The sequence below is a fragment of the Streptomyces lincolnensis genome (assembly GCF_001685355.1).
Lineage (GTDB): Bacteria > Actinomycetota > Actinomycetes > Streptomycetales > Streptomycetaceae > Streptomyces > Streptomyces lincolnensis.
The window spans coordinates 8,824,777-8,846,625 of record NZ_CP016438.1; the positions used below are offsets into that span (position 1 = coordinate 8,824,777).

Annotated in this window: 20 protein-coding genes and 1 pseudogene; 14 read left to right on the plus strand and 7 right to left on the minus strand. The window is 71.7% G+C overall.

Annotated features, from left to right (window positions below):
• Positions 1-9: 9 nt before the first annotated feature.
• Positions 10-1,605, plus strand: coding sequence for an alpha-L-fucosidase (locus SLINC_RS38905; protein ID WP_067443125.1), 1,596 nt, complete (start codon positions 10-12; stop codon positions 1,603-1,605).
• Positions 1,606-1,656: 51 nt separating this feature from the next.
• Here SLINC_RS38905 and SLINC_RS38910 read toward each other — a convergent pair whose 3' ends face one another.
• On the minus strand, positions 1,657-2,697 hold the full coding sequence (locus SLINC_RS38910; protein WP_067443126.1) for an alpha/beta hydrolase family protein: 1,041 nt from the start codon (positions 2,695-2,697) through the stop codon (positions 1,657-1,659).
• Positions 2,698-2,803: 106 nt separating this feature from the next.
• Here SLINC_RS38910 and SLINC_RS38915 point away from each other — a divergent pair.
• Both SLINC_RS38915 and SLINC_RS38920 read left to right on the plus strand, forming a co-directional pair.
• Positions 2,804-3,334: pseudogene (locus SLINC_RS38915) on the plus strand (glycosyl hydrolase-related protein); the annotation flags it as partial.
• 60 nt (positions 3,335-3,394) lie between these two features.
• The gene (locus tag SLINC_RS38920) at positions 3,395-4,540 is read left to right on the plus strand and encodes a winged helix DNA-binding domain-containing protein (protein WP_067443128.1); all 1,146 of its coding nucleotides are present in this window, start codon (positions 3,395-3,397) and stop codon (positions 4,538-4,540) included.
• 111 nt (positions 4,541-4,651) lie between these two features.
• Here the strand turns inward: SLINC_RS38920 and SLINC_RS38925 are convergent, their stop codons facing one another.
• Entirely contained in the window at positions 4,652-5,353 is a 702-nt protein-coding gene (locus SLINC_RS38925) for a FadR/GntR family transcriptional regulator (RefSeq protein ID WP_067443129.1), read from the minus strand.
• Between the two features lie 183 nt (positions 5,354-5,536).
• On the opposite strand from SLINC_RS38925, the gene SLINC_RS38930 reads away from it, so the two are divergent.
• The 8 genes from SLINC_RS38930 to SLINC_RS38965 are packed head-to-tail and all read left to right on the plus strand — an operon-like array spanning position 5,537 to position 13,447.
• Positions 5,537-6,610 carry a sugar ABC transporter substrate-binding protein gene (locus tag SLINC_RS38930; RefSeq protein WP_067443130.1) on the plus strand — a complete coding sequence of 358 codons (1,074 nt, stop codon included), beginning with the start codon at positions 5,537-5,539 and terminating at the stop codon, positions 6,608-6,610.
• The gene (locus SLINC_RS38935; RefSeq protein WP_170068295.1) at positions 6,607-8,127 is read left to right on the plus strand and encodes a sugar ABC transporter ATP-binding protein; all 1,521 of its coding nucleotides are present in this window, start codon (positions 6,607-6,609) and stop codon (positions 8,125-8,127) included. Before SLINC_RS38930 ends, SLINC_RS38935 begins: the two co-directional genes overlap by 4 nt.
• Positions 8,120-9,145: an ABC transporter permease gene (locus tag SLINC_RS38940; RefSeq protein ID WP_067443132.1), complete on the plus strand. Its 1,026-nt coding sequence runs from the start codon at positions 8,120-8,122 to the stop codon at positions 9,143-9,145. The genes SLINC_RS38935 and SLINC_RS38940 overlap by 8 nt, the downstream gene beginning before the upstream one ends.
• A gap of 28 nt (positions 9,146-9,173) precedes the next feature.
• Complete coding sequence (locus SLINC_RS38945) at positions 9,174-10,598, plus strand: L-fuconate dehydratase (RefSeq protein WP_225988443.1); 1,425 nt, start codon at positions 9,174-9,176, stop codon at positions 10,596-10,598.
• Complete coding sequence (locus SLINC_RS38950) at positions 10,595-11,350, plus strand: SDR family NAD(P)-dependent oxidoreductase (protein WP_067443133.1); 756 nt, start codon at positions 10,595-10,597, stop codon at positions 11,348-11,350. The genes SLINC_RS38945 and SLINC_RS38950 overlap by 4 nt, the downstream gene beginning before the upstream one ends.
• The gene (locus SLINC_RS38955; RefSeq protein ID WP_067443134.1) at positions 11,347-12,315 is read left to right on the plus strand and encodes an aldo/keto reductase; all 969 of its coding nucleotides are present in this window, start codon (positions 11,347-11,349) and stop codon (positions 12,313-12,315) included. The genes SLINC_RS38950 and SLINC_RS38955 overlap by 4 nt, the downstream gene beginning before the upstream one ends.
• Positions 12,312-12,626, plus strand: coding sequence for an L-rhamnose mutarotase (locus SLINC_RS38960; protein ID WP_067443135.1), 315 nt, complete (start codon positions 12,312-12,314; stop codon positions 12,624-12,626). Before SLINC_RS38955 ends, SLINC_RS38960 begins: the two co-directional genes overlap by 4 nt.
• Entirely contained in the window at positions 12,623-13,447 is an 825-nt protein-coding gene (locus SLINC_RS38965) for an amidohydrolase family protein (RefSeq protein WP_067443136.1), read from the plus strand. Before SLINC_RS38960 ends, SLINC_RS38965 begins: the two co-directional genes overlap by 4 nt.
• On the opposite strand, the gene SLINC_RS38970 is transcribed toward SLINC_RS38965, so the two are convergent.
• Positions 13,435-14,856 carry a lipase maturation factor family protein gene (locus SLINC_RS38970; protein ID WP_067443137.1) on the minus strand — a complete coding sequence of 474 codons (1,422 nt, stop codon included), beginning with the start codon at positions 14,854-14,856 and terminating at the stop codon, positions 13,435-13,437. The genes SLINC_RS38965 and SLINC_RS38970 overlap by 13 nt on opposite strands.
• 137 nt (positions 14,857-14,993) lie before the next feature.
• On the opposite strand from SLINC_RS38970, the gene SLINC_RS38975 reads away from it, so the two are divergent.
• The 3 genes from SLINC_RS38975 (at position 14,994) to SLINC_RS38985 (ending at position 19,212) form a co-directional block, all read left to right on the plus strand.
• Complete coding sequence (locus SLINC_RS38975; protein WP_067443138.1) at positions 14,994-16,157, plus strand: DUF6777 domain-containing protein; 1,164 nt, start codon at positions 14,994-14,996, stop codon at positions 16,155-16,157.
• A 66-nt stretch (positions 16,158-16,223) separates the two neighbouring features.
• On the plus strand, positions 16,224-18,317 hold the full coding sequence (locus SLINC_RS38980; protein ID WP_067443139.1) for a SpoIIE family protein phosphatase: 2,094 nt from the start codon (positions 16,224-16,226) through the stop codon (positions 18,315-18,317).
• Positions 18,318-18,348: 31 nt separating this feature from the next.
• Positions 18,349-19,212 (plus strand): Fpg/Nei family DNA glycosylase, encoded by an 864-nt coding sequence (locus SLINC_RS38985; protein ID WP_067443140.1) that lies wholly within the window; start codon positions 18,349-18,351, stop codon positions 19,210-19,212.
• Here SLINC_RS38985 and SLINC_RS38990 read toward each other — a convergent pair.
• The 4 genes from SLINC_RS38990 to SLINC_RS39005 form a co-directional block, all read right to left on the minus strand.
• On the minus strand, positions 19,205-19,627 hold the full coding sequence (locus SLINC_RS38990) for an FxLYD domain-containing protein (RefSeq protein WP_067443141.1): 423 nt from the start codon (positions 19,625-19,627) through the stop codon (positions 19,205-19,207). The two genes, SLINC_RS38985 and SLINC_RS38990, sit on opposite strands and share 8 nt — an antisense overlap.
• 117 nt (positions 19,628-19,744) lie before the next feature.
• Complete coding sequence (locus SLINC_RS38995) at positions 19,745-20,395, minus strand: zf-HC2 domain-containing protein (RefSeq protein WP_067443142.1); 651 nt, start codon at positions 20,393-20,395, stop codon at positions 19,745-19,747.
• Positions 20,396-20,546: 151 nt separating this feature from the next.
• On the minus strand, positions 20,547-21,059 hold the full coding sequence (locus tag SLINC_RS39000) for a hypothetical protein (protein ID WP_067443143.1): 513 nt from the start codon (positions 21,057-21,059) through the stop codon (positions 20,547-20,549).
• A gap of 136 nt (positions 21,060-21,195) precedes the next feature.
• A complete protein-coding gene (locus tag SLINC_RS39005; protein WP_067443144.1) occupies positions 21,196-21,741 on the minus strand; it encodes a sigma-70 family RNA polymerase sigma factor in 546 nt (181 codons plus the stop codon).
• Between the last annotated feature and the right edge of the window lie 108 nt (positions 21,742-21,849).

The window sequence follows — 21,849 nt, forward strand, 5'->3', positions numbered from 1 at the left end:
AGTCCCGCCATGACCGTCTCCAGACGCCTCTTCGTCACCGCCGCCACCTCCCTCGCCGTGACCGCCGGTATGGCACCGCGGGCGTCCGCCGCACCGGACGCCGTGCCGGGGACCGCACCGGACTCCATGCCGGGCGCCGCACCGTCCGCGGTACCGGAAGACCCCCGCTACCGCATCCCCGTCTCCCCGGACGACACCGAGGCCGACCTCGTGCGCAAAGCCTCCCAAGTCCGGCCCACCGCACGGCAGATCGCCTGGCAGGGCCTGGAGCGCACCGCGTTCCTGCACTTCGGCGTGAACACCTTCACCGGACTGGAGTGGGGCACCGGCGACGAGGACCCGGACGTCTTCCAGCCGGCCCGCCTCGACACCGACCAGTGGGCGCGCGCCCTGCGGGACGGCGGGTTCAAGCTCGCCATCCTCACCGTCAAGCACCACGACGGCTTTGTCCTGTACCCCTCCCGCTACACCGGGCACACGGTGGCGTCGAGCAGTTGGCGCGACGGACAAGGAGACGTGCTGCGTTCCTTCGCCGACTCCATGCGCCGCCACGGCCTCAAGGTCGGTGTGTACCTCTCGCCCGCCGACGAGAACCAGTACCTGCACGGGGTGTACGCCAACGGCAGCGCCCGCGCACCGCGCACCGTCCCGACCCTCGTGCCGGGCGACGACCGCTCGCCGGACCGCTTCCACACCCTCGACGCCACCGACTACGGTGCCCACATGCTCAACACGCTGTACGAGGTGCTCACCGAGTACGGGCCCGTGGACGAGGTGTGGTTCGACGGCGCCCAGGGGCACATCCCGCCCGACAAAGTGGAGAGCTACGACTGGGACAGCTGGTACACCCTGATCCGCGCCCTCGCCCCGGACGCGGCCATCGCCGTCACCGGCCCCGACCTGCGCTGGGTCGGCAACGAGAGCGGCATCGCGCGCGAGGACGAGTGGAGCGTCATCCCGGTCAAGGAGAACCAGTACGGCCGCACGGACTGGGCCCTGTCCTACGACACCCCCGACGAGGGCAGCCGCACGGCGCTGGTGAAGGCGCTGCCGACGACGGATTACCTCCAGTGGTGGCCCGCCGAGTGCGATGTCTCCATCCGTGACGGCTGGTTCTACCACGCCGACCAACAGCCCAAGTCCGTCGACTGGTTGACGGAGATCTACTTCGGCTCGGTGGGGCGCAACTCCGTCCTGCTGCTCAACGTCCCGCCGGACACGGACGGTCTGCTGCACGACACCGACGTCGTCCGGCTGCGCGAGTTCCGTGAACGCATCGCACGCGAACTGCCCCACGACCTGGCCCGCGGCGCCCGCACCACCAGGGAACCGGGACGCGTCACCGTGGACCTCGGCGACGAGCTGGAGGTGGACCGCATCCGCCTCGCCGAGGACATCCGGCACGGCCAGCAGGTGGAGACCTTCGTCGTCGAGGCGTGGCGCGAGGGCACCTGGACGCCGGTCACGACGGCGGGCACGATCGGGGCGAGCCGGATCCTGCTGCTGCCGTCCGCCGTACGCGCCCGGCGCTGGCGGCTCCGGGTGACGCGGGCCCGAAGTGCCGTACGGATCAAGGAGTTCGGCCTGTACCGCTCGCAGGTCTGAGGTACGGGTGGTCACCGGGGCGTCGGCGACCCGGTGACCATCCTCAGGGCCCTAGCGCAGATGCCGTGCGAAGAAGTCCATCGTGGTGTCCATCGAGCGCCGCCACTGCGGATAGAAGGTGTGGCCCTCGCCCTGGTAGGTGCGCAGTCGGACGTCCTTGCCGGCTTTCTCGAACGCGGCCGCCGTCTGCCGGGACCAGACGATGGGGCAGGTGTCGTCGGCGGTGCCGTGGTGGATCAGCAGGGGCTCGGTGACCCGGTCGACGTAGGTGACCGGGGAGGCCTCCCGCCAGAACTTCGGGTTCTCCTCGGGCGTGCCGTGCTTGGCGTCGATCCGGGCGACGAGGGGATCGCCCTCGGCGCGCTGGAAGTGGTCGATGTTCTCCTCGGGGCGCGAGCTGACCGGCGCGAAGGCGACGGCGGCGTCGAACAGGCCCGGGGCCACCACCAGCGAGTTGTAGACGACCCCGCCGCCCATCGACCGGCCCAGCAGTCCGACACGGTCGGCGTCGATCTCCGGGCGGCCGGACGACTTCAGCGCCTTCGCCGCGCCGATGACGTCCTCGGTGTAGCCGAGCCGGAGGTCGACGTCGTTGCCCGGGTCCTTGGACGAGCGGGCGTGGTTGCGGTAGTCGGTGTGCAGGACGATGTAGCCGTTGCGGGCGAGGAGGTCCTGCTCGCGGTTCAGGCCCCGGCCGGTGGTGTAGATCGCGGGGTCGATGTAGCCGTGCGCGAGGACCAGCGCCGGGAACGGTCCTTTGCCCTCGGGGATGTTCACCAGCCCGGAGATCGTCAGCCCGTTCGCCTTGTACGTCACCTCGTAGCTGGTGTAGTCGGAGGTACGGGTGATCACGGTGCCGAGTTTCAGGCCGGACCCGGTGTGCTCGCGCGCGATCAGGCCCGGGATCGACACGGGGTTCACCGGGGTGCGGGTGGGGGAGGGCGTCGCGGAGGGGGTGCGGGCCGGGGCGCTCGTCGACGGGGACGGGCTGTCGCGTGCCGCCTCGTCGCCGTCACCGCCGTCCGTGCAGCCGACGGTGACCGCGAGCAGGAGTGCGGCTGTGGCGCAGGCCGTTGCTGGACGTGACCGCATACGGCCATTGTCACCCGGGCCGGTGTGATCGGGGTCGACTTTCCGTCGAGTTTTCAAGCACCGGGCTCGAGTTTTCAAGCACCGGGCTCGGGCTTTCAAGCGCCGCGCGCCACTCGACGACTCCACGTACGGCCACGACGTGACCCGTACCGTCCGCATGGACAGCGACCGCGGAACCACCACCACCACCACCGTCCGGGTCTCCCTGCTGCGCGCCCCCCGCTTCCCCGACCCCGAGACCGACCAGGGCGTCCACCGCTTCCAGCACGCCCTGGTGCCCGGCGCGTCCGTCGGGGACGCGGTGCGGGAGGGCTGGCGGATCAACGTCCCCGAGCGGCGGGTCACCGGCGCCCGGGAGGTCGCGCCGCTGGTCTCGGTCGACGCGGACGCCGTCGTCGTCACCGCCGTGAAGCTGGCCGACGACGGCAGCGGGGACGTGGTGGTGCGCTTCCACGAGGCCCACGGCGGCCGGGCCCGGGCCACGCTGACGGCGGGCTTCGACGTCGCCGGCATCACCGCGACCGACCTGCTGGAACGCCCGCTGACGGAGGCCCCGGCACCGGAGCGGGACGGAAACCGGCTCCTCTTGCGGCTGCGGCCGTTCGAGCTGGTGACCCTGCGGTTCGCGAGGCACTGACGCGCGTGCGGTTCCCCGGGTCCTGGCGGCCGGGGAACCTCCGGCGGCAGAATCCCCCTCGTGAAGATCACCGCGCGGGAACTCAACAGGGCCACCCTCAGCCGCCAACTGCTGCTGCGACGCGAGCCGTTGGCGGTGGCCGACGCGGTGCGACGGATCGTCGCGCTCCAGGCGCAGCAGCCCGCGTCGCCCTACCTCGCGCTGTGGAACCGGCTCACCGGCTTCGACCCGGCCGACCTGGACAGTGCGTTCACCAACGGCACGCTCGTCAAGGCCACGCTGCTGCGGATCACCCTGCACGCGGTCCACCGCAACGACCACGGCATGGTCCGGGACGCGATGCAGCCGACACTGCACGCCTCCCGGCTCGGCGCGCGGTTCGCCGCCGCCGGACTCACCCCGGCGGACGCCGCCCGACTGGAGCCGGGACTGCTGGAGTTCGCCGGGCAGCCACGGTCCAACACCGAGATGAAGTCCTGGCTCGGGGAACGGGTGGGCCCCGAGCGGCAGGACGGCGCCTGGTGGGGGCTGCGCTCCTACGCGCCGCTGACGCACATGCCGACCGGCGGGCCCTGGTCGTTCGGCACGTCACCGTCGTACGTCGCCGCCCCGCGAGGACGGTTCACGAGTGAGGCCGAGCGTGGGCCCGAGCAGGCGTTGCGGGACCTGGTCCTGCGGTACCTGAAGGCGTTCGGGCCGGCGACGGTGGCGGACGCCGCACAGTTCGCCCTCGTGCAGCGGATCCGCGTCCGTACGGCGCTGAAGGCACTCGGTGACGCCGTGGAGCAGCTGAACGGCCCCGACGGCACCGTGCTCTTCGACGTCCCCGGTGCCCCGCGCCCGCCCGCGGACACTCCGGCCCCGCCCCGCCTGATGGCGATGTGGGACAGCGTCCTGCTGGCCCACGCCGATCGCGGCCGGGTGATTCCGCCGGACTACCGCCGCCTGGTGATCCGCGTCAACGGCGACGTACTGCCCACGCTCCTGGTCGACGGGCAGGTCGCCGGCGTGTGGCGCCCGGCCGAGGGCGGCGGAATCGAGGCGACGGCCTTTCACGACCTCCCGTCCGACACATGGGACGGCCTCGCCGAAGAGGCCCGCTCCCTGACCACGCTGCTGGCCGATCGCGACCCGCGGGTCTACAGCCGGTACGCCCACTGGTGGGCGAAGCTGCCCGCGGGCCAGGTGCGCGTCCTGCCTGCCTGAGCGCCGTTTCGCGGCGCTGATGATCCAGTCCTTCCGGACCGATCCCGTTCCGGTGCGAGTCCCACCGGCCGTCCGACCGCCCCTGACCCGCCGGTGAGGCGGGCCGCCGTGCTACCCCCCGAGCTGCGCCCGCAACCACTGCTCCACTTCCCCCACATGCGCCGCCGCCGCCGCTCTCGCCGTGTCCGGGTCGCGGGCGATCAGCGCGCGGTGGATCGCGGCGTGTTCGCGGCGGGTGCGGGCGAAGGCGCCCTCCTCCTGGTAGCCGCGCCAGACGCGGGCGCGGAAGGTGCGGGAGGACAGGCCGTCCAGGATCGCCGTCATGGTCTCGTTGCCGGCGGCGGAGACGATCTCGCGGTGGAAGGCGATGTCGTGGGCGAGGATCTCCTCCGGATCCTCGGTGGCGTTCATCGCCGTGAGGTGCTTCTCGACCTCGGCCAGCTGGTCCGGGGTGATCCGGGCGGCCGCCAGTCCCGTCGCCGTCGACTCCAGGATGCGCCGCACTTCCAGGAGCTCCACCAGCTGCGGTCCGCGTGAGAGGTCGGCGACCACCCCGAAGGTCTCCAGCAGGTCGCCGGCGTCCAGCTGCGTGACGTAGATACCGGAGCCGTGCCGGGCCTCCAGCACCCCCATCACCGTGAGCGCGCGGATCGCCTCCCGCATCGAACTGCGGGAGATGCCGATCTGCGCGGCCAGATCACGCTCGGTGGGCAGCCGCTGGCCCGGCTCCAGGCGGCCCTCGCCGATCATCGCCTTGATCCGCTCGATGGCGCGCTGCGTCACGGTGCCCTTCTGCGGGGCTGTCTCGTCCACGCCGTTCCTCCACTCACCGGGTGCGCCGCAGTCTATCCGCCGAAGTGGTCCGACCACCATCATGTGGTCGGACCACCGCAGGTCCAGATAGCGAAAATATGCCGCCGTAGGGTGTTCTTCCGGGGAAGTGGTCTGATAAGTATGCGGTCATCTGCTCGAACACGCTCAATGAGGAGCTACCGGATGCCTGGCAGGACAGTGGGGAAGCGGAACAGGAAGCACACGATCGGCACGGTGACCGTCGCCGTCGGTGCCGCGCTCGCGCTCGCCGCGTGCGGCAGCACCAAGGACACGGGTGGCGCCTCCACCGCGGGAGGCGACGGCGACGGCAAGGTCGGGGTGATCCTGCCCCTGCTCACCTCGCCGTTCTGGCAGTCGTACAACGACTACGTGCCGAAGATGGCCAAGTCCGAGAGCGTGAACACACTCAAGACGGTCAACTCCAACAGTGACCCGTCGCAGCAGATCACCGACATCAACAACCAGCTCAACCAGGGCGTCAAGGGCCTGGTCGTCGCCCCCCTGGACAGCGCCGCCATCGAAGCCGGCCTCGACCAGGCCGAGCGCAAGGGCGTGCCGGTCGTCGCGGTCGACGTGGCGCCGGACAAGGGCAAGGTCGCGATGGTCGTCCGCGCCAACAACAAGGCCTACGGCGAGAAGGCCTGCCAGTACCTGGGCAAGCAGATACCGTCCGGCAAGGTCGTGCAGATCATGGGCGACCTCGCCTCGGTCAACGGCCGCGAACGCTCCGAGGCCTTCCGCTCCTGCGTGAAGACCAACTTCCCGAAGCTGAAGGTGCTGGAGATCCCCGCCAAGTGGGAGTCCGACACCGCGGCCGCCAAGCTCGACACCCTGCTCAACGCCAACCCGGACCTCAAGGGCATCTACATGCAGGCCGGCGGCGTCTACCTCGCGCCCACCCTCCAGACCCTGAAGTCGAAGGGCCTGCTGAAGAAGGCGGGCCAGTCCGGCCACATCGCCATCGTCTCCAACGACGGCATCCCGCAGGAGTACGACGCCATCCGCAAGGGCGAGATCGACGCCACCGTCTCCCAGCCCGCCGACCTGTACGCCAAGTACGGCATGTACTACATCAAGGCGGCGATGCAGGGGAAGACGTTCAAGCCCGGGCCGACCGACCACGACTCGACCATCGTCAAGCTGCCCAGCGGCATCCTGGAGGACCAACTGGCGGCCCCCCTGGTCACCAAGGAGAACGTCGACGACCCCGAGCTGTGGGGCAACACGGTCCAGTGAGCACCCAGCTGAAATCCCCGGCCGCACCGCTCGCCGAGGCCCAGGGCATCGTCAAGCGCTACGGCCCCACCACCGCCCTCGCCGACGGCAGGCTCACCGTCCTGCCCGGCGAGTCCCACGCCCTCGTCGGCCGCAACGGCGCCGGCAAGTCCACCCTCGTCACCCTGCTCACCGGCCTCCAGGCACCCGACGAGGGCACCGTCCGCTTCGACGGCGAGCCCGCGCCCGCGCTCGCCGACCGGGACGCCTGGCGCCGCAAGGTGGCCTGCGTCTACCAGAAGCCCACCGTCGTCCCCGAACTGACCGTCGCCGAGAACCTGTTCATCAACCGGCAGCCCCTCCGGCGCGGATTCATCAGCTGGCGCCGCCTCAAGGCCGAGGCCACCGAACTCCTCGACGCCTGGGACGTGCACGTCGACCCGGAGGCGCGCACCGCCGAGCTCAAGGTCGAGGACCGCCAAATGGTGGAGATCGCCCGGGCGTTGAGCTTCGGTGCCCGCTTCATCGTCCTCGACGAGCCCACCGCCCAGCTCGACAACCGCGAGATCGAACGCCTCTTCACCCGCATGCGTGCCCTCCAGAAGTCCGGGGTCACCTTCCTGTTCATCTCGCACCACCTCCAGGAGGTCTACGAGGTCTGCCAGACCGTCACGGTCCTGCGCGACGCCCGCTGGATCATCACGGCACCCGTCGCCGACCTGCCGCGCACCGCCCTCATCGAGGCCATGGCGGGGGAGAGCATCGAGACCATCGCCGAACAGGCCGTCCAGGAGCGGCAGGTCGACGACAGGGCCCCCGTCCTGCTCGACGTGCGCGGCCTCACCTCGGACGCCTACGAGAACGTCGACCTCACCGTCCGCCGCGGCGAGGTCGTCGGCCTCGCCGGATCCAGCGGCAGCGGCAAGATCGAACTCGCCGAGTCCTTCACGGGACTGCACGCACCGAGCGGCGGCACGGCGCAACTGGACGGCCGGAAGCTGCCGTTCGGGAACGTGTCGGCCGCGCTCAAGGCCGGCGTCGGCTGCGTCCCGCGCGACCGGCACGTCCAGGGCCTCGTCGTCGGCATGACCGTCGGCGACAACGCCACCCTCAGCGTCCTCGACCGCCTCGGCCGCGCGGGCTTCGTCGGCAGCGAGCGCAGGCGCCACTTCGCCACCGAGCTGATCGAGCGCCTCGACATCCATACCGAGGGACCCGACCAGCCCGTCTCCGACCTGTCCGGCGGCAACGCCCAGAAGGTCGTCATGGCTCGCGCGCTCGCCTCCGACCCGAGCCTGCTGGTCCTGATCAACCCCACCGCGGGCGTCGACGTGAAGTCCAAGGAGTCCCTGCTCGCCCGCATGGACAGCGCCCGCGAGGACGGCACCGCCGTACTCGTTGTCTCCGACGAACTCGACGACCTCCGGCGCTGCGACCGCGTCCTCGTCCTCTTCCACGGCCGCGTGGTCGCCGAGCATCCGGCGGGCTGGCGCGACCACGACCTGATCGCCTCCATAGAAGGAGTGGACCATGGCTGACACGAAGGCTCCGCCGGTCACGCCGGCACGCGTCGGGAGCCCGAGCTCGGCCAGGACCGTGCTGCTACGGCGGGCCCGCGAACTCGCCCTGGTCCCCGCCCTGTTGCTGCTCCTGGTGCTCGGCGCGGTGGTCAACGACTCGTTCCTCACCGAACGCAACCTGATCTCCATCCTCGGCGCCTCCGCCGCCCTGGCGATGGTGGTGCTGGCCGAGTCGCTGGTGCTGATCACCGGCAAGTTCGACCTGTCCCTGGAATCCGTCGTCGGTATCGCGCCCGCCGTGGCCGCGCTGCTCGTGCTGCCCGCGGCGCAGTCCGGCTGGGGCACCGAGTTCCCGGCCGCGTTCGCCCTGCTGGCGATGCTCGTCGTCGGTGCGGCGATCGGCGCCTTCAACGGCGTGCTGGTCGTGAAGTTCAAGCTGAACGCGTTCATCGTGACGCTCGCGATGCTGATCGTCCTGCGCGGTCTGCTCGTCGGCGCCACCAAGGGCAAGACGCTGTTCGGCATGCCCGACAGCTTCTACTCGCTCGCCACCACGACCTTCCTGAACATCCCGATGTCGGTGTGGCTCGCCGCCATCGCCTTCGCGGTCACCGGGCTGGTGCTGAAGTACCACCGCGTGGGACGCGCCCTGTACGCCATCGGCGGCAACGCCGACGCGGCCCGCGCCGCCGGCATCCGGGTCGACCGCGTGATGCTCGGCGTGTTCATCGTCGCCGGCGTCCTCGCTTCCGTCGGCGGCCTGCTCCAGACCGGCTACGTCGGCGCGATCAGCGCCAACCAGGGCCAGAACATGATCTTCACCGTGTTCGCCGCCGCGGTCATCGGCGGCATCAGCCTCGACGGCGGCAAGGGCACCATGTTCGGCGCCCTGACCGGCGTCCTGCTGCTCGGTGTCGTGCAGAACCTGCTCACCCTCGCCCAGGTCCCGTCGTTCTGGATCCAGGCCATCTACGGCGGGATCATCCTGGTCGCCCTCATGATCGCCCGTGTGACCACGGGCCGCGCCCAGGACTGAACCCCCGCACCCGACCGAAAGGCACTCCGTGTCCCCGATCTCCGGCCCCGCCAGTCGCGTCACCGCGCTGGACACCTACGACATCCGCTTCCCCACCTCGCGCGAGCTGGACGGCTCCGACGCGATGAACCCGGACCCCGACTACTCGGCGGCGTACGTCGTGCTGCGCACCGACGCGGCCGACGGGCACGAGGGGCACGGATTCAGTTTCACCATCGGGCGGGGCAACGAGGTCCAGGTCGCCGCGATCGACGCGCTGCGCGGACACGTGGTCGGACGGTCCGTCGAAGAGCTGTGCGCCGACCCGGGGGCCCTGAACCGCGACCTGATCGGCGACAGCCAGCTGCGCTGGCTCGGCCCCGAGAAGGGCGTGATGCACATGGCGATCGGCGCGGTCATGAACGCCGTGTGGGATCTGGCCGCCAAGCGCGCCGACAAGCCGCTGTGGCGGCTCCTGGCCGACGCCGAGCCCGAGTGGCTGGTGAGCCAGATCGACTTCCGGTACCTGACGGACGCGCTCACCCCGGACGAGGCGCTGGACATCCTGCGCCGGGGGCGCGAGGGCGCGGCCGGGCGCACGGCGAGGCTGCTGGAGCGCGGCTACCCCGCCTACACCACCTCCGCCGGCTGGCTCGGCTACGACGACGACAAGCTCACCCGGCTCGCCGCCGGGGCCGTCGCCGACGGCTTCCGCCAGATCAAGCTCAAGGTCGGCGCCGACCTCGACGACGACATCCGGCGCTGCCGCGTCGCCCGCCGGGTCGTCGGCCCCGACATCCGCATGGCCATCGACGCCAACCAGCGCTGGGACGTCGACGAGGCGATCCGCTGGACCAAGGCGCTCGCCGAGTTCGATCCGTACTGGATCGAGGAACCCACCAGCCCCGACGACATCCTCGGCCACGCGGCGATCCGCCGGGCGGTCGCCCCGGTGAAGGTCGCCACCGGCGAGCATGTGCAGAACCGGGTCGTCTTCAAGCAGCTCCTCCAGGCCGGCGCCCTCGACATCGTCCAGATCGACGCGGCCCGCGTCGGCGGCGTCAACGAGAACCTCGCGATCCTGCTGCTCGCCGCCAAGTTCGGCGTGCCCGTCTGCCCGCACGCGGGCGGCGTCGGCCTGTGTGAACTCGTCCAGCACCTGTCGATGTTCGACTACGTCGCGGTCACCGGCACCACCGAGGACCGGGTCATCGAGTACGTCGACCATCTCCACGACCACTTCCTCGCCCCCGTGGTGATCCGCGAGGGCCACTACACGGCACCCACCGCGCCGGGCTTCTCGGCCGCCATGCGGCCGGAGTCCATCGCCCGGTTCACGTTCCCCGACGGCGCCTTCTGGGCAGAAGATCTCGCCGAGAACAACGGCGGCAACGGCGGCATCGGCAGCACCACCGACGACAACGCGAACAAGAACGCGGGCAAGAACGCGAACAAGAAGGAGCAGGCGGCATGAGTGACTTCGAGGGCCTCAAGGCCCTGGTGACCGGCGGCGCCTCCGGTATCGGCAGGGCCACCGCGGAGCTGCTGGCCGCGCGCGGCGCCCAGGTCGCCGTACTCGACCTGGATCCGTCGTCGGTCGAGAAGCCGCTGCTCGCCCACCGCGCCGACGTCACCGACGACGCCTCGGTGCGCGCGGCCGTCGCCGCGGCCGTCGCCGACCTGGGCGGACTCGACATCGTGGTCAACAACGCCGGCATCGGCGCCCAGGGCACCGTGGCGGACAACGACGACGAGGAATGGCACCGCGTCCTGGACGTCAACGTCGTCGGCATGGTGCGCGTGGCCCGCGCCGCCCTGCCCCACCTGCGGGAGTCCGCGCACGCGGCGATCGTGAACACCTCCTCCATCGCCGCCACCGCGGGCCTGCCGCAGCGGGCCCTGTACAGCGCGACCAAGGGCGCCGTGTACTCGCTGACCCTCGCGATGGCCGCCGACCACGTCCGCGAGGGCATCCGGGTGAACTGCGTGAACCCCGGCACCGCCGACACCCCCTGGATCGGCCGCCTGCTGGCCCAGACCCCCGACCCGGCCGCCGAACGCGCCGCCCTGGAGGCCCGCCAGCCCACCGGCCGCATGGTCAGCGCCGACGAGGTCGCGGGCGCCATCGCCTACCTCGCGAGCCCCCTGTCCGGCGCCACCACCGGCACCTCCCTCGCCGTGGACGGCGGCATGCAGGGCCTGCGCCTGCGCCCGGCGGGCCGGTGAGCACCCTCGGCGGCAGCGGCGTCGAGGTCAGCGACCTGGCCTTCGGCGCCGCCGTGATCGGCAACCTCTACACCGAGGTCGGCGAAGAGCAGGCGCACGAGGCCGTCACCGCCGCCTGGCAGCGCGGCATCCGCTACTTCGACACCGCCCCGCACTACGGCCTCGGCCTGTCCGAACGGCGTCTGGGCGCCGCCCTGCGCGAGCACCCCCGCGCCGCGTACACGCTCTCGACGAAGGTGGGCCGCCGTCTGCACCCGTCGGACGCGGGCGGCGACGACCTCGGGAACGGTTTCGCCGTCCCCGCCACCCACCGCCGCGTCTGGGACTTCACCGCCGACGGCGTACGGCGCACCCTGGAGGCGAGCCTGGAGCGGCTCGGCCTCGACCGGGTGGACGTCGTCTACCTGCACGACCCCGACGACCACGCCGAACAGGCCTTCCGGGAGGGCTATCCGGCCCTGGAGAAGCTGCGCGCGGAGGGCGTGGTCGGCGCGATCGGCGCGGGCATGAACCAGGCGGAGATGCTCACCCGCTTCGTCCGCGACACCGACGTCGACGTGGTGCTGTGCGCCGGGCGCTACACGCTGCTCGACCAGAGTGCCCTCACCGGCCTGCTGCCGGCCGCCGTCGAACGCGGCGTCTCGGTGGTCATCGGCGGCGCCTTCAACTCCGGTCTCCTGGCGGACCCGAGACCCGGAGCGACGTACAACTACGCCCAGGCACCGGGGGAGGTGCTGGACCGGGCGCTGCGCATGAAGGAGGTCGCCGAGCGGCACGGCATCACTCTCCGAGCCGCGGCCCTGGCCTTCTGCGCCGCCCATCCCGCCGTCGCGAGCGTCCTGGTGGGCGCCCGCTCGGCGGCCGAAGTCCACGACTGTGCCGACCAGTTCGCGACACCGGTGCCCACCGCCTTCTGGCAGGAGCTGCGGGACACCGGTCTTCTGGCCACCGAGGAGCCGTCATGAGAGTCGCCCTGCACACCACGGTCCGCGCCGACCGCGTCGCCGAGTACGAGGCCGCGCACCGCGAGGTGCCCGTCGAACTCACCGACGCGATCCGTGCCGCCGGTGCCACGTCCTGGACGATCTGGCGCAGCGGCACCGACCTGTTCCACCTCCTGGAGTGCGAGGACTACGCCCGGCTCCTCGCCGAGCTGGAGAAACTCCCGGTCAACGTGGCCTGGCAGGCCCGGATGGCCGAGCTCCTCGACGTGGCGCACGACTACTCCGACGAGGGCGCGAGCGCCGGTCTGCCCGTCGTGTGGGAGCTGCCGTGACCGTGGACGCCCACCACCACGTGTGGGACCTGTCCGTCCGGGACCAGGACTGGATCGGGCCGGGCAGCCCGATCCGCCGCGACTTCACCGTGGCGGACCTCGCCCCCGAGGCCCGCGCGGCCGGCGTCGACCGCACGGTCCTGGTCCAGACGGTCACGGTGGCCGAGGAGACCCCGGAGTTCCTGGCCCTCGCGGCGGCCCACGACCTGATCGCGGGCGTCGTGGGCTGGACCGACCTCACCCGCCCCGACATCGCCGACGAACTGGCCCGGCTGCGGGAACTGCCCGGCGGGCGGTACCTCAAGGGCATCCGCCACCAGGTCCAGGGCGAGCCCGACCCGCGGTGGCTGCTCCGACCGGACGTGCGACGCGGCCTTGCCGCCGTCGCGGACGCGGGCCTGGTCTACGACCTCCTGGTCCTGCCCCACCAGCTGCCGGCCGGCGTCGAGGCGGCCGAGGCCCTGCCCCGGCTCACCTTCGTCCTCGACCACGTGGGCAAGCCCCCCATCGCCTCCGGCGGGCTCGAACCCTGGGCGACGTCCGTCCGCGCCCTCGCCGCCCTGCCCAACACCGTGTGCAAATTCTCCGGCATGGTCACCGAGGCCGACCCCGACTCCTGGACCGTCGACGACCTGCGCCCGTACGCCGACGTGGTGCTGGACGCCTTCGGCCCGGACCGCCTGATGTTCGGCTCGGACTGGCCGGTGTGCACGCTCGCGGCCGATTACGGCGAAGTTCTGGACGCGGCACGGCAGTTGGTCCCGGCGCGGGACCACGCGCAGGTCTTCGAGGCCACCGCCACCCGCGTCTACGACCTCTGAACCTCCCCCGTCAGCCGCGTCGGCGGCAGGTACTCGCGCACATACGTCCGCTCCCAGCAGGCGCCCGTCTCCCGCAACTCCCGCCAGCTCGTGTACCGGTAGCGGAAGAGGCGGGCGCGCACGTAGCGGGGCGGCGCGTCGGGCGGGAACGGGGAGCGGCGCAGCAGCTTCAGGGTGGCGCGGTCGTTCTCCAGGAGCCGTTCGACCAGCGCGCCGAACCACGATCCGGCGTACGCGGGCGACAGCGCGGCGAACCACATCATCCAGTCGAGCCGCAGATGGTAGGGCGCGAACTGGCGCGGCCAGTGCCGTGGATCGCCGGGCTTGCCCTTGAACTCGTACTCCCGCCAGTCGGAGTCCTCGCGCGGTACGTCGTCGGCCGTGCCCTCGACGACCACCTCGTAGCGGATCCGGCTGACGCTGCCGAACGCGCCGTAGGTGTTGACCAGATGGAGCGGGTCGAAGGAGCGGTTCATGATCTGGCGGCGGGAGACCATGTTGCGCACCGGGTGGTAGCTGAGGGTCACGAGCAGCGCGGCGACCGCGAGGACCACGACCTCGTACCAGAGCGGTGCGTCGGGCGTCGGCCGCGTATCGGTGGGGAACGGCAGGGCCGACAGGGCCAGCACGATCGTGATCCAGTTCAGCCAGGAGAAGTTGCCCGACAGGACCAGCCACAGCTGGGTGACGATCATCAGTGACGCGGCCGCCGCGGCGATCGGCTGCGGCGCGAACAGCAGGAACGGGACGACGAGTTGGGTGACGTGGCTGGCGGCCACCTCCACCCGGTGCAGCGGGCGCGGGAGATGGTGGAAGAACCAGCTCAGCGGGCCCGGCATCGGCTGTGTCTCGTGGTGGTGGTCGAGGCAGGTCAGCTTCCGCCAGCACTCGTCGCCCCGCATCTTGATCAGGCCCGCGCCGAACTCGACCCGGAAGAGGATCCAGCGCAGCAGGAACAGGGCGAGGAACGGCGGCGCCACCTCGTCGTTGCCGAGGAAGACCGCGAGGAAACCCACCTCCAGCAGCAAGGACTCCCAGCCGAAGCCGTACCAGGTCTGGCCGACGTTCACGATCGACAGGTACAGCACCCAGGGCACCAGCCACAGCGCCATCGCGGCCCCCAGGGGCAGCCGGGAGTCCAGACCCGCGAGCAGCGCCGCCGACACCGCGCAGCCGGCCCACGCGCAGCCGGCGAAGAAGCGGTCGGAGTAGTGGAGTTGGAAGAGACTCGGGGCCCGTCTGAAGGGCGTCCGCGCCACGAAACGGGGGATGGGCAGCATCCCGCGCTCCCCGAGCAGCGCGCGGAACTGAAGGGCGGCCGTCAGGAACGCCATCAGGTACACACCGGCCAATGCCCGCTGGAAGACCAGCCGGCTCGTCCAGTAGTCGGGTGCGGTGAACCAGTCCACGGCCGTGCACTCCTTCCTCCTGCGGTCCCACCCCCGAACCCGGTGTGACTCGCCGTGTACCTCCCCCGCGCTTGCGTAACCCAAGTGAGTGAAGCAGACAATGGGGACGAAATGTCCGGGATCGACGGGAGAACGTGGTGCGGAGCCCCACCGGAACCCTCGTCACGGCCTGCACGCTCTCGGCGGCACTCCTCGTCGCCGGCTGCGGCGCCGACGAGGGCCGGCACAGCGAGTCACGCGGCGAGCCCAGCGGCGACCTCCTCCTCCAGCCGGTCGCCGCTCCGGGGCCGAACCCCTTCACCGAGTCCACCGCGACCTCCACGGCCGCCCCGGCGCCGGTCACCCGAACGCAGCAACCGGCACAGCCGGGGGAGACGACGACGCGCTCCCTGTCCGGCGGGACACCCGGCCTCTACGGCGGCATCGCACGGGTCGGCAGCTGTGACGTCGAACGGCAGATCGACCGCCTCACCCGGGACCGGGACAGGGCCCGCGCCTTCGCCCGGGTCCAGGGCATCTCCCAGGCGTCGGTCCCCGACCACCTGCGCGGCCTGGCCCCCGTCGTGCTGCGCGCCGACACCCGGGTCACCGGCCACGGCTACCGCGCGGGCCGGACGAGCGCCCACCACGCCGTCCTCCAGGCGGGCACCGCCGTCCTGGTCGACCACCGGGGCGTGCCACGCGTCCGCTGCGCCTGCGGCAACCCGCTGACGCCGGCGGCGCCCATGCGGGACGGCCACGGAACCAGCGGCCGCCCCTGGGCCGGCTACCGGCCCGCCCAGGTGATCGTCGTAGCCCCGACCGCCCGGGCCGTCACGGACATCACGATCATCGACAGCGTCGACCACAACTGGATCGAGCGACGCATCGGCCACGACGTCCGCCACGACCGCATGGTGCCCGATCCGCAGCCGGCCGGGCCGACGCGGACGCCGACGCCGACTCCCTCCTACGACGGGGACCACCGCCCCACGGACACCGTCCCGGCCACGCCCCTGACGACCGACGCGCCCGAGCCGACCGAGCCGCCCCAGCCGATCGAGCCCGCCGAGCCGGAGAGCCCGCTCCCGCCACCGGACGTACCGGCCGAACCCGACACGGGGACCGCACGCCCGGACGAGCCCGCCTACGAGGAGCCCGACACCGAGTCCCCGGACTCCTTCGAGCCCGACACCTCCCCGGACTCCTTCGAGGCCGACGACATCGGCCCCGAGGCCGTGCCGGAGACCCCCGATCCGCCCGACGGCGGCGGGCTGATCCCGGACGCCCCGGCCGACACGGACATCGCCCTGGACAGCTGACGGCAGCCGAAACAGACCCTGTCTCCCCACTCGAAGAATCCGACAAACCCTGGCAAGGTGGGCCCCATGGTTGATCGGGGAGCGAGCGCCCTGTCACTCCCGGACGACTGGCCCGCCCACCCGGATCCGATCCTGGCGCTCAACCGCATGGGCAGCTTCGACTGGGACCTGGACACCGGTCTGTTCCACATGGACGCCCAGGCCCACGAGGTCTTCGACCTGCGCCCCGACGAGTACGACGGATACCCCACGTCCCTGGCGATCCGGGTCCCGACCGCCGAGGGCCACCGGCTCGACGCACTCGTCTCCCAGGCGATCAAGGACGGCAGCGAGAACTACGGCACCTACTTCCGGCTCCGCTGCCGGGACGGCGCGCTGCGCTGGACCCACACCCAGGGCTACATCCGGCGCGACGAGACGGGCCGTCCGCGCCGGATCGTCGGCATCGTCCGCGACGCCACCCAGGAACTCGGCGAACTGGAGTCCCGCCGGGAGCAGGCGGCCCAGGACGAGGCCCGCCGCCGGCAGACCAACGTCGTGCAGCTCACCACGGCCGCCCTGGCCCACGCCCGCACCGTGGACGACGTCATCGACGTCCTCAAGGACACCCACGGCCTCACCCACCTCGGTGCCGCCAGCCTGGTCTTCGGCCTGGTCGAGGCGGGGCGCATCCGGCTGATCGCCGAGGGACCCGAGGGCAGCTTCGTGCCCGGCACCCGGGTCACCCGGATCGACGAGCCGTACCCGATGAGCGAGGTCGTCCGCACGCTCAGTCCCCGCTTCATCGAGACCCCGGAGGAGTTCGCCGAGCGCTATCCCGTGCTGTGGCCGCACATCACCGACCTGGACATCACGGCGGCCGCCTATCTGCCGCTCATCGCCGAGGCCCGCCCGATCGGCGCCATGGGCCTGCTCTACAACGACCGGCACGGCTTCTCGTCCGAGGACCGCAACGTCCTCATCGCGCTCGGCAGCAGCATCGCGCAGAGCCTCCAGCGCGCCATGTTCTACGAGCAGGAGAAGGACCTCGCCACCGGACTCCAGCAGGCCATGCTGCCGCGCTCCATCCCCAGCGTCCCCGGCGCCGACGTCGCCGTCCGCTACCGCTCGGGCTCCCTCGGCCGGGACATCGGCGGAGACTGGTACGACCTGATCCCGCTGCCCGGGGGTACCCCCTCCGGAGGAGGGCGGGTCGGCGCGGTCATCGGCGACGTCCAGGGCCACGACACGCACGCCGCCGCCGTCATGGGCCAGCTGCGGATCGTCCTGCGCGCCTACGCCGCCGAAGGGCACACCCCGGCCGCGGTGATGGCCCGGGCGTCCGTCTTCCTCCACGAACTGGACACCGACCGCTTCGCGACCTGCCTGTACGCGGAGGCCGACCTGGCCACCGGGGTGGTGCAGGTCGTCCGGGCCGGCCATATCGATCCGCTGATCCGCCGGCCCGACGGCAGCTGCCGCCGGATTCCGGTCGCGGGCGGCCTGCCGCTCGGCCTGTCCGCCGAGTTCGGCGCCCTCGACTATCCCGTCGCCACCCTCGAACTGGACCCGGGCCACACGCTCCTGCTGTGCACCGACGGTCTGGTCGAACAGCCCGGCGCCGACCTCGACGACGGTATGCGGACCCTCGTGGCGCTGATCGAGACCGGCCCTCACGACGTCCGGGACCTCGCCGACCGTCTCATCGATGTAGCCGCCGAACGCGGCGGTGACGACGACGTCGCCCTGCTCCTGCTGCGCCGCCGCGGCCTGGACGCCCCGCGGTCGGGCGGGCGTCTCCAGCAGCACGTGGCCCCCGGCGACCCCGAGGCCCTGATCGAGGCCCGGCACATGATCCGCGCGGCGGTCGGCGCCTGGGGTGCGCGCGAGCGCTGCGACGAGGTCGAACTGGTCGCCGACGAGCTGATCACCAACGCCCTCATGCACACCGAGGGCTCCGCGATCGTCACCCTCAGAGTCCTCACCGGCGGCGACCGCCGACTGCGCGTCGAGGTAGAGGACGCCTCCAGCGCCCTGCCACGGCGCCGCGAGGCGGGGGAGTCGGGGGTCTCCGGGCGGGGCCTGCTCCTCGTCGACCTGCTCGCCGACGTGTGGGGCGTGGAGGCGCGGGGCGGCGGCAAGTGCGTGTGGTGCGAGTTCGTGGTGGGCAAGCGGAGCTGAGCACTCCGCTCTGTGGTGGCACTCTGGACGTATGCCGGAACTGCCCGAGGTCGAGGCGCTCAGGGACTTCCTCACCGAGCACCTCGTCGGCCACGAGATCGTGCGGGTGCTGCCCGTCGCGATCAGTGTCCTGAAGACGTACGACCCTCCGCTCACCGCCCTGGAGGGCCACGAGGTCACGGCCGTGCACCGGCACGGCAAGTTCCTCGACCTGGAGACGGCGGGCGGCCCCCGTCTGGTGACCCACCTCGCCCGCGCGGGCTGGCTCCACTGGAAGGACCGGCTCCCGAGCGGCATGCCCCGCCCCGGCAAGGGCCCCCTCGCCCTCCGCGTCGCCCTGGAGACCGGCGAGGGCTTCGACCTCACGGAGGCGGGCACACAGAAACGGCTCGCGGTGTACGTCGTCCAGGACCCCCAGCAGGTCCCGGGCATCGCCCGCCTCGGCCCCGACCCGCTCGCCGACGACTTCGACGAGGCCCGCCTGGCCGGCCTCCTGAAGGGCGAGCGCCGCCGGCTGAAGGGCGCCCTGCGCGACCAGTCGCTCATCGCGGGCGTCGGCAACGCCTACAGCGACGAGATCCTCCACGCCGCGAAGATGTCCCCCTTCAAACCGACGTCCTCCCTCACCCCCGAGGACATCACCACCCTCTTCCAGGCCCTGCGCTCCACCCTCACCGACGCCCTCTCCCGCACCCGGGGCCTGGCCGCCGCCCGCCTCAAGTCCGAGAAGAAGTCCGGCCTCCGCGTCCACGGCCGCACCGGCGCCCCCTGCCCCGTCTGCGGCGACACCATCCGCGACGTCTCCTTCGCCGACTCCTCCCTCCAGTACTGCCCCACCTGCCAAACAGGAGGAAAACCCCTGGCGGACCGCCGAATGTCCCGCCTGCTCAGGTGACGGAGGCGTACCGCGTGACGTCGGTGACCCGACAGGTGACGGCCTCCGTGATCCGAACGAGCCCCTGCGCGGTCACGTCGGCCTGCTGCCCCGGCGCGAGCTTGCGCGTCGCCCCGATCCCGTCACCCAGGCGCTTGCCCGAGCGGTCGAGGAACTCCACGTCGACCGTGTAGTCCGAGGTCTTCGACGAACGATTCGTGACGAGCAGCCCGGCCGCGGTCCCCTCGGTCACCGGATCGACCGCGCACTTGGTGATCTTCACGTCCCCGACGGCTCCACCGCGCGTCGGCGTGGGCGGATAGCGGTCCTGCTCCCGGACCGGATCCTCCGCGACGGTGCCGCTGTCCTTCGAGCGGCCGCCCTCGCCGTCGTCCACGACGAGGCCTATCGCGATGAGGATGCCGAGAACAAGCACGATCCCGAGGCATCCGAACCCGGCGATCGTCCCCGGCCGGCGCTTCGGCCGTAGCGGTGGAGACCCACCCGGCAGCTGCCCCGCGGGCGCGCCCCCCGGCCGTTGCCGCCCGCATCCCTACCGAGGGCTCAGCGTCACCAGGTGTTCCCCGGTCGCCGTGCGGACCTCGTAGCGGGCGATCTGGTCGGGGTGGAGGGCGGAGCCGCTGTGGAGGGTGTTGGCGTCGGCGTCGTGGCCGGGGGCGTTCCAGCCGGTGACGGTGTGTTCGGAGCCGTCCTCGCCGATGACGACGAGGTGGCAGGCGCGGGGGCCGGCGGCGTCCTTGACCTTGAGTTCGACCTCGCTGCCCCAGGGCTCGTCCTTGGTGGTGACCTGGGCCCAGACCCCGGAGCGTTCATCGGTGGCGGTGATCTGCGCGGCACTGTTGGCATCGCTGGCGAAGAGCACCGTGGCGGGCCCGGCCACGGCCATCACCACGGCCGCGGCCACCGCGTACAGCACGCGCCGGCGCCCCGCCCGATGCCGCGCAGCGACCTCGCCGAGCAGCCGCTCCAGCAGCCGGGGCCCGGGCTGGGCCATGGGGTGCACCACCCGGGGCGTGGCCCGCCGGTAGAGCATCATCTGACGGGTGATGGGGCCGAACTCGGTCACCTCGGCCGAGCACCGGGGGCACTCCATGAGGTGGTCCTCGAAGCGGAAGGCGTCCGCCTCGTCCAGCACGCCGAGCGCGTACGCGCCGACGTCGCGATGCCTCTCCAGGGACCTCATGCCGAATCCTCGTGCCGTTGGGTGCGGGTGGGGTGACTCCTTGCACCCACCGGTACGGACCAGTCAGCCGAATCACTCAAGCCCCTGACCGAATCGTGACCAAGGGATTCGGAGCGGCCGGACCCGAGGATTGGTCCGAGTCCGGGCGAATCTAAAAAAGATGAATCGCGAGATGTCCCAGCGGCAGCCCCAGCTGCCAGGCCGGCGTCCAGACCTTCGGTCCCTCGTCCTCACCGATCACCGGACCACCGCCCGGCACCGCGTTCAGATCGGGCGCGAGCAGCTCCGTCTCCTGCAGCCAGCGCCAGGCCGCCTCCGCCAACTCCAGGTCCGCTGAAGGCCCTTCGGCGGCGATCGCCTCGGCCGCCAGCGCGGCCATCCGCTCGCACACCCAGTCCTGCCACGGCTGGTCGTACGCCGTCAGCGACAGCCAGTTCTCCAACTGGGAGACGACCTGGATGCCGGACAACTCGCCCTCGGTGTCGGACAGGAAGACGGTCAACGCCAGCGCGTCACGGCCGGCCCGGAACTCGAACGACGTCGGGGGCATCAGATCCCCCGATCGCAGAAGCTCGTCGGCGATGTACTCGGCATACAACCAGGCCATGGGAACGGTCAGTTCGCCGTCGGCGCCGTCCGTGCTCTCTCGACCTCTGTGCAGCATCCCTTCCTGCCTTCCTCCGGTGCGTGCGCGTCGCCCGTCGCCGGGCCCCCAGTCCGGAACACGGATGGGGACAGCCGATTACTCAACCGGGGTACTCAGCAACTCGCTTTACGGAGGTTTGACTCATTCATGGGTTTCACCGCAGGTCGGCCGCGTATCCCGGAAGCACCCGGCGCAGGGCGCGCAGCGCGTAGTACGCGCGGGACTTCACGGTACCGGGCGGTATCCGGAGGATCTCCGCGGCTTCCGCCACACTCGCCCCCTGGAAGTACACCAGCACCAGGACTTCACGGTGCTCCGGAGTGAGTGTCTTCACAGCCTCGCGCACATCGAGGGTCGCGGCGGCCCGCTCCGCGTGATCCGCGCACACCCGCGCGTTCTCCAGGACCGCGTCTCCGACCTCCGCCGGACGCGCCTGCCGCGCCCGCCGCGCGTCGATCGCGAGCCGCCTGCCCACGGTCAGCAGCCAGGGCCGTACGGACTCGAAGTCGTCGGCGCGCAGCGCCTCGGGGTGCTGCCAGGCGCGTACGAGTGTCTCCTGCACCAGGTCCTCGGCGCGCTGTCGGTCACCGTCACAGAGCCGGAGCAGCAGCGCGAAGAGAGGCCGGCCGTGCTCGCGCTGCAGTGCGGCGAGCTCGTGCTCGGCGGTCGTCCCGTTCGTGAGAGTGGTTCCGGCCGTCATGGCCGTATGCCATAACAGGGGGCCGTTTCTGGACAGGGCGGGGGCGCATGTCTGCGGCGGACGGTCGATCGCGTCGGCGAACGGTTCGATGAACGGTTCCCTCCGCCT

Excerpts from the sequence above, each read along its gene's own strand:
- SLINC_RS39000 (WP_067443143.1), bottom strand. The coding sequence starts at position 21,059 with ATGCTGCACAGAGGTCGAGAGAGCACGGACGGCGCCGACGGCGAACTG.
- SLINC_RS38940 (WP_067443132.1), top strand. The coding sequence starts at position 8,120 with ATGGCTGACACGAAGGCTCCGCCGGTCACGCCGGCACGCGTCGGGAGC.
- SLINC_RS38995 (WP_067443142.1), bottom strand. The coding sequence starts at position 20,395 with ATGAGGTCCCTGGAGAGGCATCGCGACGTCGGCGCGTACGCGCTCGGC.
- SLINC_RS38980 (WP_067443139.1), top strand. The coding sequence starts at position 16,224 with ATGGTTGATCGGGGAGCGAGCGCCCTGTCACTCCCGGACGACTGGCCC.
- SLINC_RS38950 (WP_067443133.1), top strand. The coding sequence starts at position 10,595 with ATGAGTGACTTCGAGGGCCTCAAGGCCCTGGTGACCGGCGGCGCCTCC.
- SLINC_RS39005 (WP_067443144.1), bottom strand. The coding sequence starts at position 21,741 with ATGACGGCCGGAACCACTCTCACGAACGGGACGACCGCCGAGCACGAG.
- SLINC_RS38910 (WP_067443126.1), bottom strand. The coding sequence starts at position 2,697 with ATGCGGTCACGTCCAGCAACGGCCTGCGCCACAGCCGCACTCCTGCTC.
- SLINC_RS38985 (WP_067443140.1), top strand. The coding sequence starts at position 18,349 with ATGCCGGAACTGCCCGAGGTCGAGGCGCTCAGGGACTTCCTCACCGAG.
- SLINC_RS38930 (WP_067443130.1), top strand. The coding sequence starts at position 5,537 with ATGCCTGGCAGGACAGTGGGGAAGCGGAACAGGAAGCACACGATCGGC.
- SLINC_RS38905 (WP_067443125.1), top strand. The coding sequence starts at position 10 with ATGACCGTCTCCAGACGCCTCTTCGTCACCGCCGCCACCTCCCTCGCC.
- SLINC_RS38960 (WP_067443135.1), top strand. The coding sequence starts at position 12,312 with ATGAGAGTCGCCCTGCACACCACGGTCCGCGCCGACCGCGTCGCCGAG.